The sequence below is a fragment of the Pseudomonas grandcourensis genome (assembly GCF_039909015.1).
GTDB classification, from domain to species: Bacteria; Pseudomonadota; Gammaproteobacteria; order Pseudomonadales; family Pseudomonadaceae; genus Aquipseudomonas; species Aquipseudomonas grandcourensis.
On sequence record NZ_CP150919.1, the window covers coordinates 2,883,751 to 2,897,750 of the forward strand.

Consider the following 14,000-nt stretch of genomic DNA (forward strand, 5'->3'; position numbering starts at 1 on the left):
GCTCCCACAGGAGTAAAGGTGTGGCTGGGAGGTCAGTCGTCCACACTCATCAACTGCCGCACCCCATCCCACGCCTCGGCCCGCATCCGCTGCACATCCAGCCCCGGAATCACGCCGTTATCGACCACGACCCGACCACCGACCAGGCTGTACTTCACCGCAATCGGCTCGCCCGCCACCACGGGCGCCACGGCAATGTCGTGGAAACCGAAGAAACGCGGATGGTCGAGACCGTAGATCACCAGATCCGCCGCCTGACCGACTTCAAGGGTCCCGACCGCACCCAGCCCCAGCACCTGCGCACCACCCGCCGTGCCCCAGTGAATGACATCTTCGGCGGTGGTGGCCGAGGCGCCTTGCCCGGCCCGATGAATCAGCCACGCGGTGTTCGCTTCACCGACCATGCTCCCGGACTCGTTGGACGCCACGCCATCCACGCCGAGGGAAATCGGCACCCCGGCCTCGAACATCTGCGGCACTGGCGCCACGCCGCTACCCAGGCGCGCATTGCTCACCGGGCAGTGGGAAATGCCGGTGCCGGTTTGCGCGAGCATGCGGATTTCACCGGGTTGCAGGTGCACCGCGTGGGCGAACCAGACGTCCGGGCCTAGCCATTCGTGTTCGGCGACGAACTCCACCGGCAGGCAGTTGTATTTCTCGCGGCAGAAATTCACGTAGTTCTGCGTCTCCGACAGGTGCGTGTGCAGGCGCAGGCCGAGGCCCCGGGCGGTGTGGGCCAGTTCCCGCAGCAGCGTCGGCGGCAGGGAAAAGGTTGGCGTGGTCGGCGCGACCACCACCCGGCGCAAGGCGTCAGGGGTGTCCTGGTGGTAACGGGATTTCAGGCGTTCGATGTCACCGACCATCTGGTCCAGGGTTTCCGGTTGCAGCGCGGTTTTCGAGAACCCCGGATGGGCGCTGGCCGATTCCAGCGCGCCGCCCCGGCACAGCACGAAACGCAGGCCGAATTCCTCGGCCATGTCGAACAGCAGGTCACCGGTCTCGGTGGTGCCGTTGGCATGATAGAGGTAATGGTGATCGGCGCAGGTGGTCACCCCCGACAGCAGCAACTCGGCCATGCCCAGTTGTGCGGCGATCCGCGCCAGTTGCGGGGTAAAGCGGTTGAGGCGCGGGTAGGGCACGCTGGCCAGCCAGCCTTGCAGGTCCTGGTTCAAACCCTCGGGCACGGCTTTGAGCAGGTTCTGGAACAGGTGATGGTGGGTGTTGATCCAGCCCGGATACACCACCGAGTGGCGCGCGTCGATCACCCGCTCGCCGGGTTGCGCTTCAAGGCCGGCGGCCATTTCGGCGATGCGCCCGTTGACGATGCGGATATCCACGGCGCCGGCCCGGGCCCGTGGGCCGCGCAGGCCGGTCATGACCGCCAGCGGGTTCTTGATCAGGATGTTTTGCAGTTGAGTCATGGTCGGCTCCAGTCAGAGGCTGTGGGTGGCGGATTTGCTGGCGGCGGCATCAGACACGCTGACACCGTTGAGGGTGGCGTTGAGCAACACCGACACCAGGCAGGCGATGACCACGCTGCTGTGCAGGAAAGGCTGCGACCACTCGGGCAATTGCTTGAACAGGGCAGGGGCCAGCACCGGCACGAGGGCGGCGGCGATGGTGAAGCCGACGATCAGCACGTTGTAGCGATTGTGTTCATAGTCGACCTTGGCCAGGGTCTGGATCCCCGCCGCCGCGACCACGCCGAACATGGCGATCCCGGCACCGCCGAGGGCCGCGGTCGGCATCGAGGCGATGATCGCGCCGGCCTTGGGCACCAGCGCTACCGAGCACATCAGCAGGCCGCTGATGGCGACGACCCAGCGACTGCGTACGCCGGTGAGGATCACCAGCCCGACGTTTTCCATGAAGGCAATGAACGGAAACGCCGCGAACATCCCGGCGATGGTGCTGGCCAGGCCATTGGCGCGCAGGCCGTTGATCACCTGTTTTTCTTCCACCGGTTTGTCGACGATGTCGCCGATGGCCACGAACAGCCCCATGGACTCGACCATCTGCACAATCATCACCACCACCATGGTGGCGATGGGGATCAGGCTGAAGGTCGGCAGGCCGAAGTAGAACGGGTAGGGCACGGTGAGCCAGGGCGACTCCTGCACGCTGTGAAAGCTGCCCATGCCCAGCCCGTAGGCCAGCGCCGCACCCACCAGCATTCCCACCAGCACAGCCATGTTGCGCAGCATCGGGCTGCCGTAGCGGTTGACCAGCAGGATGCTGAGCAACACCACCGCCGCGACAGCCAGGTATGCCGGCGCGCCGAAGTCGCTGGCATGCCGCCCGCCGCCGACCCACTCATAGGCAATCGGAAACAACTGCAAGCCGATCACGGTGACGATGCAACCGGTGACCACCGGTGGAAAAAAGCGCCGTAATCGACCCACGAACGGCGCCATCAGCATGGTGAAAATCCCCGCGCCGATCACCGCGCCGCAGACCCCGGTGAAACCGACTTCCGGATTGCTGCCGATGGCGATCACCGGCCCCACGCTGCTGAACGCCACGCCCTGGAGGATCGGCAGGCGCACGCCGAATTTCCAGAAACCGACGGTTTGCAGCAGGGTGGCGATGCCGGAGCAGAACAGTGTGGTGCTGATCAGCACCACCGTGTCGGCCTGGGACATCTTCAAGGCGCTGGCGACAATCAACGGCACGGCGATGGCGCCGATGTACGAGACGGCCATGTGCTGCAGGCCGAGGGTGAGCATTTGCCGCACCGGCAGAATCCGGTCGACGGGGTGGATGGTGGACGTTGCAGGGGTATTGGCTGACGACATGGGGAATCACCTCTTGCTGTTTTTATGCTGTAGAGAGGGGTATTCGTTCTGATGCCTGCGGCTTGGAGAGCACTGACAATCCTTTGTAGGAGTGAGCCTGCTCGCGATAGCGGTGTGTCAGCTACATCAATGTTGGCTGTCAGGGCCCCATCGCGAGCAGGCTCGCTCCTACAGGTTTTGTGTTTTGCCTGATGCATCAGTCATTCGTGTGCCCGGAACCGCCATCCACCGGCTCCGATGCCTTTTTTCAGCCTGCCAGGCAGGCGGCAAAGCCCTGGTTCAGGGCCGCGCGGTCCAGGTCGCGGCCGATGAACACAATCTTGCTGGAGCGCGGTTCGGTGCCCCATGAAGTGGACGCCCGGAACTCGACGAGGCTGTGCACCCCTTGCAGGACGTAGCGCTGGTCCTGATCGGCCACCGCCAGCACGCCCTTCATGCGGTACAGGTTGTCGGCCTGCTCGGTGCGCAACTTCGTGATCCAGCGATGGAAGTCCCCCAGGTTCACCGCGCCCTCCACGGCGATACCCACCGAGGACACGCTCGGGTCGTGCTCATGGTCGGGTTCGTCATGGGCGTGGTGATGGTCATCGCCGTGGTGATCGTGCTCGGCGCCGATCTCCATGAGTTTTTGCGTGGACTCGAAGGCACCGATGCCAAGGATCTTTGACAGATCGATCTCGGCGTAGCTCGAGGTCACCAGATCCGCCGTGGCATTCAGGCCCCGGATCTTGTCGCTCAGGGACGCCACTTCGGCGGCGCTGACCAGATCGACCTTGTTGATGACGATGCGGTCGGCGCAGACGATCTGATCCACCGCCTGGTTGTCCACGCCATCGAGTTGCAGGTCTTCCAGGTGCTGGGCGATGTGCTTGGCGTCGACCATGGTGACGATGGCGTCCAGTTCCACTTCATCGGCAATCGGGTCGTTGATGAAGAAGCTCTGGGCCACCGGGTACGGGTCGGCCAGGCCGCTGGTTTCGATCAGGATGTGGTCGAGCCGCACGGGCCGCGCCACCAGTTCGCGGACGATGCGCACCAGGTCTTCGCGGACCTCGGCTGTGCAGCACACGCAGCCGTTGACCATCTCGTAGATTTCTTCGGTTTCGGAACTGAGCACCAGGTCGCCGTCGATGCCGACTTCGCCGAATTCGTTTTCGATCACGGCGATCTTGCGCCCGTGGTTTTCCTTGAGGATGTAGTTGAGCAGGGTGGTTTTGCCGGCACCGAGGAAGCCTGTGAGGATGGTCACCGGGATTTTGGTGTTGGGGGTTGGGGCGTTGAATGGGGTGTTCATGTGATGCTCCTTAAAAACTAAATGGTCGGAGTGCTATCAACTGTGGGAGCGAGCTTGCTCGCGATGAGGCCATATCAGCCGGCATTAATGCTGACTGACCCACCGCTATCGCGAGCAAGCTCGCTCCCACAGGTTTTGTGTTTGGCTGGAGGGCTGTTGGGTTCTCCCCAGCGCAACGCTGTCCCGGCGTCGAGGCCGAACAGGTCGAGGACACGGCCGAGGCTGTGGTCGACCATTTGCGCAAGGTCTTGGGGGCGGGCGTAAAAGGCCGGGACGGGCGGGGCGATGATCCCGCCCATCTCGGTGACGGCGGTCATGTTGCGCAGGTGGGCGAGGGTCAGCGGGGTTTCCCGGGCCATCAGCACCAGGGTGCGACGTTCCTTGAGGGTGACGTCGGCGGCGCGGCCGATCAGGCCCGATGAGGTGCCCGTGGCGATTTCCGCCAGGGTGCGCATGGAACAGGGCGCCACCACCATGCCCAGGCACCGGAACGAACCGCTGGCGATCCCGGCGGCCACGTCATCGGCGCGGTGGTAATGGCTGGCCAGCGCGGTGACGTCGGCCAGTTTGTAGTCGGTTTCGTGGGCCATGGTCAGCAGGGCGGCGCGGCTGATGATCAGATGGCTTTCGATGTCCAGTTCGGCGAGCAATTGCAGCAGGCGCACGCCGTAGATGAAACCCGACGCACCGCTGATGCCGACCACCATGCGCTGGCGGTTCATGATTGCAGGCCTGCGAGCAGTTGGCGGGCGCGCTCGACCACGTCCTGGTCCAGCTGCGCCTTGATCCCGTCGAAACCCGAACCTCGAGTGGCGTCCAGGCCCATGCGCGAGGTGGTGCCGTTGACCGAGGACGACGGGTCCAGCGGGCTGCCGGGCAGGCCATCGATGATGAAGATGTCCTGGTGCGGCTGGAAGTGCGTGGCCAGCGCCCACAGCACCTGGCTGTCGTCGCTGATGTCGATGTCGCTGTCCACCGCGATCACGGTCTTCAGGTACGGGTCCCAGCCGAGCAGGGCGAGCATGATTTGCCGCGCCTCGCCGTCGCGGCTTTGGTCCAGGGCGACGTAGCAGTGGAAATGGGTGCCGGAATTGGGGTAGTGCACGGCGGTGACGGCGGGGAAGCGTGCCTTGAGCTTCTCGCTCATTTCCGCTTCCCGTGGCAACCGTGCCAGGGTCAGGTGTTCGGCATAGCGCCCGCCCACCACGTCCACCAGCCAGGCGTCCTTGCGCCGCATCAGGGTGTCGACCCGCAGCACATTGTTGGTCGAACGATCCGAGGAATAGCCGCTGAACTCACCGAACGGGCCTTCTTCGGCATAGGCCGTCGGATCGATGGCGCCTTCCAGGACAAACTCCGCGCAGGCCGGCACGCCGATGCCGTAGCGCGGGGTTTTCACCAGCTCCAGCGGCGCGCCGAACAAACCGCCGGCCACCGCGCGCTCATCGCTGCCGAACGGCAAGCGTGCAGCCGCCGCCAGCATGAACAGCGGGTGTGCGCCGACCACCATGGCCACGCGCAATTCTTCGCCGCGCTCCCGGGCGGTTTGCAGCATGCGCCACAGGTGACCGCGTGAATGCAGGCTGGTGGCGAGGGTCTGTCGGGCGTGGCGCATCGAGCGGTGATAGCTCATGTTGGCGATGCCCGTGACCGGGTCTTCGGCGATGATGATCGCGTTGGTGATGTAGGGGCCGCGATCACTGTCGAAGTGCTTGAGCATCGGCAGCAGTGCGAGGTCCACGGCTTCGCCTTCGAAGATTTCATCCAGCACCGGGCCGGTTTCCACGTAGCGCGGGGCGATGGGGCTGTTGGCGCGCTTCTGGAAAGTCTCGTGCAATTGCGCCGGGGCAACGCCGAACATCCGGGCGATGCGGGTGCGGGAGGCGAACAGGTTGGTGGCCACCGGCGCGCCGAAGTTGCCGACTTTTTCGCAGATCAGCAACGGATCGCGGCCCTGGGTGGAGAGGGCATCGACCAGGGCGGTGACGTCCTGATCGGCTGAAAGGGATTGCTGGACGGTGAGCACATCGTCCGGATATTGCCGGCGATAGGCGTCTAGAAAATCGTGAAAATCCTGGGTGTCGCCGAGCGTGGAGAGGGTCATGGTTTCACCTCGTTGTAGGAGCGAGCTTGCTCGCGATGGGCGTCAACGATGACACCGTGCTGGCTGGAAACCCGCGATGACCTCACGTCCATCGCGAGCAAGCTCGCTCCTACAGGTTTGCGGGGTTACAGGTAAGTCGTAGTCAGACGAATGTCCGCCTCGATCAGGTCCTTGGGCGGTGGCGTCGGTTCGATGCCGCACAACCGGGCAATGTTGTTGCCCAGATAGTCCTCAAGGTGATCCTCATCGATGCCCAGGCCTTGCGGCGCAGGCGAGCACAACACCTCCAGTTCCCGCAGCCACATCCCCGGTTCGTTAGGCGGCGAGTCGGTGCCAAACACGATCTTGTTGCGCGGCAAATCCTTGGCGAACTCGACGATCCGCGACTGGAAGCACCAACCGGATTCGCAGTACACGTTCGGCGTGTCCATGGCCATCCAGAACGCTTCGAACGAGTAGTTGCCGCCGGTCTGGATGCCGAAGTGGCCGATGATGAAATTGACCATCGGGAACTCGCGGATGATCGGGTAGAACATCGTCGGGATGGTGTATGGACCGTCCCCGGTGTGGATCAGCACCACGATGTTGTACTTGGCGCAGACCTTCATCGCCGGGCGCAACCAGTCCAGCGCCCGGTCCGGGCGGTAGCCGTGCATGTTGGCGTGCAACTTGAGCATCTTGAAGCCGTATTCCTTGATGTGGAATTCCAGCTCCGCCGCGCCGTTTTCCGGTCCCCAGCGCGGGTTGAAGTTGAAGTTGCCGATGAAACGGTCCGGGTATTTCACGCACAACTCGGCGACGTAGGACATGTAGTCACGCACACCCTCACGGCCCCGGCGGTTGCCGTCGCGATAGCCGGTGTTGCCCGGTGGCGGCTGGATGAAGCCCATGTCGATGCGGCGCGGCTTGCCGTTGATCATGTACGGGCCGTCCATCAGCTTGAGCATGCGCTCGCCGGTGAAGGGTTCGCCGGTGTGGCGCCAGGCCTCGTCGACCAGGTTGGTGGGGTGCAGATGGGTATCGATAATCATCGGTTCAGCTCCTGGCCAGTTGCGTGGTGACGGGGCGCTTTAGCTGCGCCTCTGCTTCGCAAACGGTGCGTGGCGGCGGGGTCGGTTCGAGGCCGATCATCCGGGCGGTGTTGTTGCCCAGGTATTCTTCGAGGGTGTCCTCGTCGAGGTTCAGGCCCTGCGGCGGCTCGTGGCACAGCACCTCCAGCAGGCGCAGCCACATGCCCGGTTCGTTCGGCGGGGTGTCGGTACCGAAGAGGATCTTGTGGGTCGGCAGGACCTTGGCGAACTCGACGATCCGCGATTGCAGGCACCAGCCCGACTCGCAGTAGACGTTGGGCAACTCCATCGCCCATTGCATCGGTTCGAACACATAGACGCCGCCGGTCTGCACACCGAAGTGGGCCATGATGAAATTGACGTTGGGGAATTCCTTGATCATCGGCACCCATTCCGACGGGATGCTGTAGGGCCCGTCGCCGGTGTGCAGCTTGACCGGGATGCCCAGCTCGGCGCATTTCTCGAAGGCCGGGCGCACCCAGTCCAAGGCGCGGTCCGGACGGTAGGCGTGCATGTTGGCCTGCATCTGTACCATCTTGAAACCGTGTTCCTTGACGTAGCGCTCGATCGCTTCGACGCCGTTCTCCACGCCGCAGCGTGGGTTGTAGACGAAGCAGCCGATGAAACGGTCCGGGTAGGTCTGGACCATTTTCAGGGTGTAGGCCATGTAGGCGTCGATGGACTCGCGACCGGTCAGGTCGCCGTCGGTCCAGGTGTAGATGGTGTTGCCCTGGGGTGGCTGGATGAAAGCTTTGTCGATGCGGCGAGGTTTGCCGTTGACCATGTACGGGCCATCCATCATCTCCAGCAGACGCTCGCCGGTGAACGGGTCACCGTCATGCCTCCAGGCGAGGTCCACCAGATCGGTGGGATAGCAGCTGATATCGATGATCATTGAAGTCGATCTCCTGATAGCGGGGAAGGGAACCTTGCGGTTCACAGCAGCCACGTCCCGGGCAATCGGCCATTTCTATGCGCAAAGAATCACGCATTCCCTCGCCTGGTCGCATCCGGCTCGGGACGCTGGCTGCTTGGGGGGAAGTATTGGAAGGGGGTGTCGGGTTCGTACAATATTAATTGGGCGAGGGGTTGATATGTGTTCGATATGGGGATGGCAGGATCAAAAGATCGCAGCCTTCGGCAGCTCCAACAGGAGACGAGCGTAGGAGCTGCCGAAGGCTGCGATCTTTTGATCTAAAGCAATGTGTTTTCAGCCAACTGCCGAACCGCCTCAACCACAGGCGCCACCCGTTCGGCCTGCCCCGGTGGCCACACCGCATACAGGTTGTAATGCGCCGCAATCTGCGCCTCGTTCAGCGCCACCAACCGACCGCTGCGCAAGGCATCTGCCGCCAACAACCCACGCACCAGTCCCGCACCGACGCCGGCCTCGGCAGCCGCTATCAGATTGGCCGCATTATCAAACACCACCCGCGCCGGCGGTTCGGAGGGATCCATGCCCGCCGCATCCAGCCAGGGAATCCACGAGCGCCGCGTGTAACCCAGCAATGGCAATTTAAGGATCTGCGCCGGGCTCAACGGCAGCTCCAGACCATGGCGCTCCAGCAGCGCCGGTGAGGCCACCGCCATCACCCGGTCCCCGCAAATCTGCGTCATCTCGCAGTCGTCCCAATCGCCATAACCGTAGCGCAGGGCCAGGTCCACCCGTTCGAATGCACTGCGGTCCGAGCGTGGCATCGACAACAGCACCACCTCATGATCGGGCAACAGGTCCAGCAACTGCGGCAGGCGCGGATTGAGCCAGCTCTGGGCCAGTTCGCTGTCGATGTCGAGGGTCAGGCGCTGGGCCACGCTGCGGTTCTTCACCGAAGACAGCGCCCGGTCGATCTGCGCCAAACCGTCGGACAGCACACTGGCGAACAGTTGCCCGGCGTCGGTCAGGTTGCTGCCGCCGCCTTCGCGCACGAACAGCGGCTGGCCGATGAAGTCTTCAAGGGCGCGGATCTGCTGGCTGATGGCGCTGTGGGTCAGGTCGAGTTTGCGCGCCGCACTGGAGAAACTGCCGCTGCGCGCCGCCTGGATGAACGCGCTCATGGACTGCACCGACGGGTATCGCTTGTACATGCTGTTAGTCCTACTTACACAGGATGGCAGAAATCGTCGCTGGCCCGATTTTCCCAAGGCTTCCAATAATCGATCACCAGGCCTGCACAAAGACGGGCCGCTCTCTTGGAGCCTGACAATGATCGAATTCACGGTAAACGGCGAACGACGCGAGCTGGCAGAGACATCGCCCTCCACGCCCTTGTTATGGGTGTTGCGTGACCACTTGAAACTCACCGGCACCAAGTTCGGCTGCGGCATGGGCCTGTGCGGTGCCTGCACCGTACACCTGGACGGCGTCGCGGTGCGCTCCTGCCAGCTGCCGGTCGCCGCCGTGGCGGGGCACCGCATCACCACCATCGAAGGCTTGTCGCCGACTGAGCAGCATCCGTTGCAACTGGCCTGGGTTGCCGAAGATGTGCCGCAATGCGGTTACTGTCAATCGGGTCAGATCATGTCCGCCGCCGCGCTGCTCAACACAGGTGCCGCGGTGACCGACGATTCGATCAGCAATGCCATGTCCGGCAACCTGTGCCGCTGCGGTACCTACGGTCGGATCAACAAAGCGATCAAGCGCGCGGCCAACGCGCCGAAGGAGGCGTGATGACGATCTCCCCGATGGATCTTTCGCGGCGCGTGTTTCTCAAGCAGACCGCGACCGTTACCTGCGGTCTGGCCATTGCGTTTTACCTGCCTTCGAGCCTGGCCGCGACCGACCCGAAAGCCCCGGCGCCGGCCGGCGAATTCGAGCCCAACGCCTGGGTGCGAATCCTGCCTGACGGCACGGTGAAGCTGGTGGTGCACAAGCACGACTCCGGCACCGGAACGCACACCGCGTTGGCCGCTTGCGTGGCCGAGGAACTGGACGTCAACCCGATGACCGTGCAGGTGATTTCGCCGGAAGATCCGTTCTTCGAAACCTACATTCACCCGATCTGGAAAGTCTTCTCCACCGGCGGCAGCACCAGTGTTTCGCTGGAATACGACCGCCTGCGCATGGCCGGTGCCACGGCCAGGGCGTTGCTGATCGCGGCGGCTGCCGAACAGTGGAAAGTCAGCCCCGACAGCTGCATCACTGAAGAAGGCCGTGTGGTTCATGGGGTGAGCAAACGCAGCCTGGGCTACGGCGAACTGGTGGGCGTCGCCGCGCATCTGCCGGCCCCGGCCAAGGTCTCGCTCAAGGACCCGGCGCAGTTCAAGTACATCGGCAAACTGCGGCACAAGCGCGATGCCCAGGCCAAGGTTTGCGGGCGCTTCAAATACAGCATCGACGTAGAGTTGCCGGACATGCTGGTGGCGGTGATTCAACGCGCTCCCGTGCTGGGGGCGAACGTTGTGTCGGTGGACAGCGCGGCTGCGCTGCAGGTACCGGGCGTTCGCAAGGTGATCAAAGTGCCGGGGCGTCCCGATGTCCTTGGCGGCAACGTCGAAGGCGTGGCGGTGTTGGCGGACAGCTACTGGGCCGCGCATCAGGGCCGCGAATTGCTCAAGGTGCAGTGGAGCGACTCGCCGCTGGCGGGTTTCGACAGTGATGAACTGGCCAAGGCCCAGATAGCGGCGCTGGCGGACAAAGGCGCGCAACGGGTGTCCGCGATGGCGGCGGGTGATGTGAACGCACAATGGCCGGGCGCCGCGAAGCTGCTCGAAGCCGATTACCGCATGCCCTACAAGGTGCAGAATCCGCTGGAACCGATCTGCATCACCGCGCAGGTCAAGGACAACGCCATCACCTATTGGGGCGGGGTGCAGGTGCCGTCATCGGCGCTGGAAGCGGCGCAAATCGTGTGTAAGATCACCAAGGACAACGTCACCATCAACGAGCTGGTGTCTGGCGGCAGTTTCGGCGCGCGGGAGGCCAAGTATTGGTTGTTCGAAGTCGCCTACCTGGCGCAGCAAGCCAGGGTGCCGGTGAAACTGATGAACAGCCGCGAAGACGAAATGCGTTCATTGTTCATGCACCCGGCCACGCTGCACCGGGCCAAAGGTGCGCTGGATGCGCAGGGCCGCTTGACCGCGTTGCGGCTTGAGGCGGTGTCGCCGGCCTCGCCGGAACAGTGGGAGCCGGGCTATTTCGAGCGCCCCGACAAAATGGACTACAGCACCACGGAAGCCATCACCGCGTGGGATTTCGCCTATCGCCCGGCTAACCTCGACCTGACGTGGGTCAGGCACGAGAGCCAGGTGCTCAGCGGCTGGTATCGCTCGGTGAGCTTCATTCCCAACGTGTTCGCCGTGGAAAGCTTCATGGATGAACTGGCCCATGGCGCCGGGCAAGACCCGTTGGCCTTCCGCCTGGCCAACATGCAGGACCGGCCACGGCATGTCGCCGTTTTGAAAAGCGCCGCCGAACGCGCCGGTTGGGGCCAGCCGCTGCCCGAAGGCACGGCGCTGGGGATCGCCACCAACCAGGGATACACCAGCTTCATTGCGGTGGTTGCGCGCCTGTCGCAAAAGGACGGCGCGATCAAGGTCGAGAAGCTCACCTGTGTGGTCGATTGCGGCCTGGCGGTGTCGCCAGGCGGCGTCGAAGAGCAGATCTACGGCGGCTTGATGTGGGGGCTCGGCCACGCACTGTTCGACCGGATGGACATCAAACAGGGCAGGGTGGTGCAGAGCAACTTCCATGATTACCGGGTGACGCGCATGTCGGATATGCCGGCGGTGGACATCCTGGTCGTCGATGGCGAACCAAGTAAACCCGGTGGCGTTGGCGAGCTGGGCAGCCCGTCGGTGGCCCCGGCCATTGCCAATGCCCTGTTCAGCCTGACCGGGGTGCGTCAGCGCTCTACACCGCTGAACCTGGGATAACGGGCATGGACCTGCGCTTGCTGAGGTACTTCATGGCCCTGGCCGAAGAGCTGCATTTCGGCCGGGCCGCCACCCGCCTGCATATCTGCCAGCCACCCCTGAGCCAGCAGATTCGTCTGCTGGAGGAGGAACTGGGCACGCCGTTGTTCGAGCGCAGCCATCACCGGGTCGAGTTGACCGCCGCCGGGCAAATGCTCAAGGAGCAGGCGCCGTTGGTGTTCGAACAACTCAACCGCGCGTTGGACCTGACGCGCCAGACTGGCCGTGGCCAGTTGGGCGAACTGGAAATCGGCATGATCAGCTCAGTGATGGTCGGCGTGCTGCCACGGGCCTTGCACCTGTTTCGCGAGCGTTATCCGCAGGTGAACTGGCGCCTGCATGAGATGACCCCGGCGGCGCAGGTCAAGGCGCTCAAGGAGAAACGCATCGACGCCTGCGTGTTCCGGGTCGGCTATGACGATCCGCAGTTGCGCAATGAACTGCTGATCTACGAGCCGATCCGGGTGGTCATGCCGGTTGATCATCCGCTGGCAAAGCGCGAAGCCCTGGCGCCGTCGGATCTGGCTCAGGAGCCATTCGTCGCCTTGGAATTGAAGCAATCGCGGTTCGCCGATTTTCTGTTCCAGTGCTGCATCCAGGCCGGCTTCACCCCGCAGATCCGCCAGCAGGTGATCGAGGTGCAAACCTTGCTCAGCCTGGTGCGGGCCGGTTTCGGCGTGGCGTTGCTGCCTGCATCCATCGAGCAATTGGCGCCGGCGGGCCTGGTGTTCCGGCGCCTGACCCCGGCGTTGCCGGAGGTGCCGCTGTATGCCACGTACCGCGCGGACGATGATTCGCCGGTGCTCAAGCTGTTTCTCGATACGTTGCGCGAGCTGGTCGTACAAGATCGAATGGTTTGACACAAATCCTGTGGGAGCGAGCAACCTCGCTCCCACAGGAGTATTTGCACTATCGTAAACCCGGGCGGTCTTAGTCCTCACAGGGTCCCAACATTTGTGGAGTCGTAATGAGCCATGACGTCCTGACCACGGAAACCGATCGCCGCCAGTTGCAGCAAATCATCGCCGACCAGTCCGACGGAGTGATTCTGCTGGACCCCAACCAGCGCATCCTGTGGGCCAATGATGCCGCGCTGGCCATGCACGGCGCAGTGCAAATCAGCGATCTGGGCAGCAACGCCAAGGCCTATGTCAAACGCTTCGCCCTGCGTTATCGCAACAATCACCTCGTGCCGGCCGACAGCTACCCGATCAATCGGGTGGCCCGTGGCGAGACGTTCAGCGATGTGCTGGTGGAGGTGACATCGGCGGGGGACAAAGAGCGCACGTGGGTCCATCGCGTGCGCAGCCTGGTATTGGCTGACAGCCGTGGCAAGCCGGAATCGCTGGTGTTGATCATGGACGATGTCACCGACCGGGCCAGCACCGGGCAATTGACCGCCCGTGAGCGCGATGTGCTGGGCCTGATCTGCGAAGGCCTGGCCGACAAGGACATCGCCGCGCGCCTGAAACTGGCGCCGAACACGGTGCGCAACCATGTGGCAACGGTGTATTCCAAGCTCGACGTGCACAGCCGCAGCGAGGCGATTGTCTGGGCTCGGGAGCGGGGACTGTTCTCTGGTGAATCCCGGTCGAAGGGGCAGGGTTAAGGTACAAACGCACTATCGGTCAGCGCATTGATCGAAGAACTGCGTTACGAACCGGACAGCAGTTCCCTGCAACGGCCTGATCCGGTGATGTAAGAACTGTCAGCTTTTACGGGTGTTGGCCACGGATTGGGCTATAAATGATTCGCAGATATTTATTTTTTTGACAGGTGCATGGACTTTGCGCGCCGGTTTTGTTGTCACAAAAAATGTGTCTATC

The 14,000-nt window shown here is 63.3% G+C and carries 12 protein-coding genes; 4 read left to right on the forward strand and 8 right to left on the reverse strand.

From position 1 onward, the window contains the following. Positions 1-32: 32 nt before the first annotated feature. The 8 genes from AABM52_RS13015 to AABM52_RS13050 form a co-directional block, all read right to left on the reverse strand. On the reverse strand, positions 33-1,421 hold the full coding sequence (locus AABM52_RS13015) for an amidohydrolase family protein (RefSeq protein ID WP_347912144.1): 1,389 nt from the start codon (positions 1,419-1,421) through the stop codon (positions 33-35). A gap of 12 nt (positions 1,422-1,433) precedes the next feature. Next, the gene (locus AABM52_RS13020) at positions 1,434-2,795 is read right to left on the reverse strand and encodes a nucleobase:cation symporter-2 family protein (RefSeq protein WP_347912146.1); all 1,362 of its coding nucleotides are present in this window, start codon (positions 2,793-2,795) and stop codon (positions 1,434-1,436) included. A 247-nt stretch (positions 2,796-3,042) separates the two neighbouring features. Further along, the gene (locus AABM52_RS13025; RefSeq protein WP_347912147.1) at positions 3,043-4,089 is read right to left on the reverse strand and encodes a GTP-binding protein; all 1,047 of its coding nucleotides are present in this window, start codon (positions 4,087-4,089) and stop codon (positions 3,043-3,045) included. 74 nt (positions 4,090-4,163) lie between these two features. Continuing rightward, positions 4,164-4,811, reverse strand: a complete 648-nt coding sequence (locus AABM52_RS13030) for a UbiX family flavin prenyltransferase (RefSeq protein WP_347912148.1) — start codon at positions 4,809-4,811, stop codon at positions 4,164-4,166. Further along, entirely contained in the window at positions 4,808-6,193 is a 1,386-nt protein-coding gene (locus tag AABM52_RS13035) for a UbiD family decarboxylase (RefSeq protein WP_347912149.1), read from the reverse strand. The genes AABM52_RS13030 and AABM52_RS13035 overlap by 4 nt, the downstream gene beginning before the upstream one ends. A gap of 125 nt (positions 6,194-6,318) precedes the next feature. After that, the gene (locus tag AABM52_RS13040) at positions 6,319-7,224 is read right to left on the reverse strand and encodes an amidohydrolase family protein (RefSeq protein WP_053158646.1); all 906 of its coding nucleotides are present in this window, start codon (positions 7,222-7,224) and stop codon (positions 6,319-6,321) included. Between the two features lie 4 nt (positions 7,225-7,228). Next, positions 7,229-8,158: an amidohydrolase family protein gene (locus AABM52_RS13045; RefSeq protein WP_347912150.1), complete on the reverse strand. Its 930-nt coding sequence runs from the start codon at positions 8,156-8,158 to the stop codon at positions 7,229-7,231. Between the two features lie 299 nt (positions 8,159-8,457). After that, the gene (locus AABM52_RS13050; protein ID WP_347912151.1) at positions 8,458-9,348 is read right to left on the reverse strand and encodes a LysR substrate-binding domain-containing protein; all 891 of its coding nucleotides are present in this window, start codon (positions 9,346-9,348) and stop codon (positions 8,458-8,460) included. A gap of 118 nt (positions 9,349-9,466) precedes the next feature. Between AABM52_RS13050 and AABM52_RS13055 the strand changes: the two genes are divergently transcribed. The 4 genes from AABM52_RS13055 to AABM52_RS13070 all read left to right on the forward strand — a co-directional run bounded on the left by AABM52_RS13055 (position 9,467) and on the right by AABM52_RS13070 (position 13,783). After that, positions 9,467-9,931, forward strand: a complete 465-nt coding sequence (locus AABM52_RS13055; RefSeq protein ID WP_347912152.1) for a (2Fe-2S)-binding protein — start codon at positions 9,467-9,469, stop codon at positions 9,929-9,931. Continuing rightward, positions 9,931-12,135: a molybdopterin cofactor-binding domain-containing protein gene (locus AABM52_RS13060; protein WP_347912153.1), complete on the forward strand. Its 2,205-nt coding sequence runs from the start codon at positions 9,931-9,933 to the stop codon at positions 12,133-12,135. The genes AABM52_RS13055 and AABM52_RS13060 overlap by 1 nt, the downstream gene beginning before the upstream one ends. A gap of 5 nt (positions 12,136-12,140) precedes the next feature. Further along, positions 12,141-13,034: a LysR substrate-binding domain-containing protein gene (locus AABM52_RS13065; protein WP_347912154.1), complete on the forward strand. Its 894-nt coding sequence runs from the start codon at positions 12,141-12,143 to the stop codon at positions 13,032-13,034. A 107-nt stretch (positions 13,035-13,141) separates the two neighbouring features. Further along, positions 13,142-13,783: a LuxR C-terminal-related transcriptional regulator gene (locus tag AABM52_RS13070; protein ID WP_347912155.1), complete on the forward strand. Its 642-nt coding sequence runs from the start codon at positions 13,142-13,144 to the stop codon at positions 13,781-13,783. The last annotated feature ends 217 nt before the right edge of the window (positions 13,784-14,000 follow it).

Excerpts from the sequence above, each read along its gene's own strand:
- AABM52_RS13015 (WP_347912144.1), bottom strand. The coding sequence starts at position 1,421 with ATGACTCAACTGCAAAACATCCTGATCAAGAACCCGCTGGCGGTCATG.
- AABM52_RS13020 (WP_347912146.1), bottom strand. The coding sequence starts at position 2,795 with ATGTCGTCAGCCAATACCCCTGCAACGTCCACCATCCACCCCGTCGAC.
- AABM52_RS13025 (WP_347912147.1), bottom strand. The coding sequence starts at position 4,089 with ATGAACACCCCATTCAACGCCCCAACCCCCAACACCAAAATCCCGGTG.
- AABM52_RS13030 (WP_347912148.1), bottom strand. The coding sequence starts at position 4,811 with ATGAACCGCCAGCGCATGGTGGTCGGCATCAGCGGTGCGTCGGGTTTC.
- AABM52_RS13035 (WP_347912149.1), bottom strand. The coding sequence starts at position 6,193 with ATGACCCTCTCCACGCTCGGCGACACCCAGGATTTTCACGATTTTCTA.
- AABM52_RS13040 (WP_053158646.1), bottom strand. The coding sequence starts at position 7,224 with ATGATTATCGATACCCATCTGCACCCCACCAACCTGGTCGACGAGGCC.
- AABM52_RS13045 (WP_347912150.1), bottom strand. The coding sequence starts at position 8,158 with ATGATCATCGATATCAGCTGCTATCCCACCGATCTGGTGGACCTCGCC.
- AABM52_RS13050 (WP_347912151.1), bottom strand. The coding sequence starts at position 9,348 with ATGTACAAGCGATACCCGTCGGTGCAGTCCATGAGCGCGTTCATCCAG.
- AABM52_RS13055 (WP_347912152.1), top strand. The coding sequence starts at position 9,467 with ATGATCGAATTCACGGTAAACGGCGAACGACGCGAGCTGGCAGAGACA.
- AABM52_RS13060 (WP_347912153.1), top strand. The coding sequence starts at position 9,931 with ATGACGATCTCCCCGATGGATCTTTCGCGGCGCGTGTTTCTCAAGCAG.
- AABM52_RS13065 (WP_347912154.1), top strand. The coding sequence starts at position 12,141 with ATGGACCTGCGCTTGCTGAGGTACTTCATGGCCCTGGCCGAAGAGCTG.
- AABM52_RS13070 (WP_347912155.1), top strand. The coding sequence starts at position 13,142 with ATGAGCCATGACGTCCTGACCACGGAAACCGATCGCCGCCAGTTGCAG.